Source organism: Nocardiopsis sp. NPDC058631, assembly GCF_042716955.1.
In the GTDB taxonomy this organism is placed as follows: domain Bacteria; phylum Actinomycetota; class Actinomycetes; order Streptosporangiales; family Streptosporangiaceae; genus Nocardiopsis.
This window is the reverse complement of sequence record NZ_JBHXQY010000070.1, coordinates 32,041-34,318: the sequence shown is the minus strand read 5'-3', so window position 1 is coordinate 34,318 and position 2,278 is coordinate 32,041. Positions and strand designations below refer to the sequence as shown.

Here is a 2,278-nt window from a genome sequence, read left to right as displayed (position 1 = left end):
TCGTACCCGCATCAGTCACTTCGCAGCGCTTCGCCCCGCCGAGCAACAGCTCGACGGGGCGACGTGATCAGGACCCCGAAATAGCCAACAGCATCTCCTGGGCGGCGGGGCCCTACGACGGGATCCACCGCCGGGTGCTGCTCGCCTACAAGGAGGGCAGGGCCGACTCCCTGGCCGCGGTCCTGGGCGGTCGCCTGTCGGCCGCCTACGCCGCGTCGGGACTGGTCGGGCCGGACACGCTGCTGGTCCCCGTGCCCGGGCGCGGGCCGCCTCGCGACCCGCACGCCCCCGTCACCCGGCTGGCGCGCGCCTGCCTGGCCGGCGCGGGCGGCCCGGCGGCGGGGACCGTGCTGCCGCTCCTGCGCTACCGGGGCAGGCCGAGGCGCCAGGCCGGTCTGGGGCGCGCCGGGAGGCTCGCCAACCGGGTCGGCACCCTGGTCGCGGAGCTCCCGCCGCGCGGACGCGGAGGGGGCCCGGCGGTCATCGTGGACGACGTACTCACCACGGGCGCGACGGCGGCCGAGGCGACCCGTGCGCTGAGGGCGGCAGGGGTCCGGGTGGCGGGCGCGGTGGTCCTCGCCGAGCGCCTCCCCGAGAGCCGGGAGGGGTTTTGAACCGGGCGGGAAAGAAGGTTTTACGAACCCCCGCGAACAGGCGAAAAGTCCACGTATGTAAGGCTTTGCGGCGGTTGCCAGTGTGTTGGGTGAGTGGCCGCTACCTGACATCCTCGCCAGGACAGGTTACGGTCACCGTATGGCACCCGTCCGGGTCCGTGGTTGCGCCGGAGATTCAGAGCCCCTGGGAACACCGGGGCGCTCCTTCGGCAAGCCGATGCCAGGCGCAGGCGAAACGGCCCACGTAAGGCGACTTTTCGTCGACCGATCACGGTGCGCCTTAGAGGTAAGCCCTGCCCCGCGGAGGGTCCAGATGTCCCTCATGACAGGGAGAAGAGCAGTAGTCGCGTCTAAGAGCGGCGACACTCTCAGCAGGCGGATGTGGGGACGAAGACCAGGTCGGACGGACGGGTGGCATGCCATACCCCGGGGGTTCGCCTTCACCGGCGGACTCTCGGGGGCACCACCTCCCCCGTGCGCGGCCTCCCCCTGCCGTTCGGCACACCGATCCCTCTCGGCCCCCGCCTCCCGGTGCTCCTCCCCGTGCCACGAACGGCGTGCCGTACGCACGGCAAAAGCCCCGTCCTCCCGTTCGGGGGACCCGGCCAAAGACGTCCCTGTGGCGTGGGATGACCGTGCCTCTGTTGGGTATACGCACTTCCAAGCGAGACGTGATCCGCACAGAGACGGGTCACCAGCGGAAGGGGGCTAAGCGCGCAACACCCCTCCGCCCGACGGCGGGAGGGATGCAGAGCCAGCCTGGCCGTCGCCTTCACGGCGGCCACGCGATGAAGGGGGTCCTATGGACATCATCGTCAAGGGTCGACGCACCGGTGTGAGCGACAAGTTCCGACAGCACGTCGAGAACAAGCTCGACAGGCTCTCCAAGTGGGAGCGCAAGGGGATGACCGTCGATGTGGAGGTGTCCCAGGAGCGCAACCCCAAGCTCGCCGACGTGAGCGAGAGGGTTGAGCTGACCATCCACTCCAACGGTCCGGTCATCCGGAGCGAGGCCGCGGCCTCCGACCGGTACGGAGCCCTCGACCTCGCGATCGACAAGATCGAGGCTCGTCTTCGCAAGTCCGCGGACCGCCGCAAGGTCCACCGCGGAAACCACACTCCCGTCTCCGTCGCGGCGGCGACCGCCGGCCTTCCCGGAGACCTGCCCTCAGCCACAGCCACCGCGACGCAGGCACCCCCCACCCAGCGTCGCGGAGGGGAGGAGATCGACGGCGTCGAGCTGGACGGCAAGTTCGCCGACGAGTTCGTCGAGCTCGACACCCAGGGAGAGGCTCCCCTCGTCGTTCGGGAGAAGTTCCACCAGGCCAAGCCGATGAGCATCGACCAGGCCCTGATGGAGATGGAGCTCGTCGGCCACGACTTCTACCTCTTCCACGACGAGGTCAAGGACACGCCGAGCGTCGTCTACCGCCGCAAGGGCTTCGACTACGGGGTCCTCCGGCTGGTCGACTAGGGAGTGGCCCGAAAGGGCCGCGGCGCCCCGTTCGCGCCGGACCGGGCACCGCCCGGACCCCGGACAGGGTGACCGGCCGGCACCACCGACAGCGCCGCCGCGGGGGGGGGGGGGGGGGGGCCCCCCCCCCCCCCCGCCCCCCCCCCCCCCCCGCCAGCCGAGCCCTCGTGGTCATCGGCAAGAGCGCCGG

At 71.2% G+C, this 2,278-nt stretch carries 2 protein-coding genes; both read left to right on the top strand.

What is annotated here, in order from left to right; translation table 11 throughout:
• The coding region (locus tag ACFWTE_RS21260; protein ID WP_378781380.1) for a ComF family protein at positions 1 to 614 on the top strand (614 nt) is incomplete at its 5' end.
• Positions 615 to 1,416: 802 nt separating this feature from the next.
• Positions 1,417 to 2,088: a ribosome hibernation-promoting factor, HPF/YfiA family gene (gene hpf, locus ACFWTE_RS21255; RefSeq protein WP_378781379.1), complete on the top strand. Its 672-nt coding sequence runs from the start codon at positions 1,417 to 1,419 to the stop codon at positions 2,086 to 2,088.
• Positions 2,089 to 2,278 lie beyond the last annotated feature (190 nt).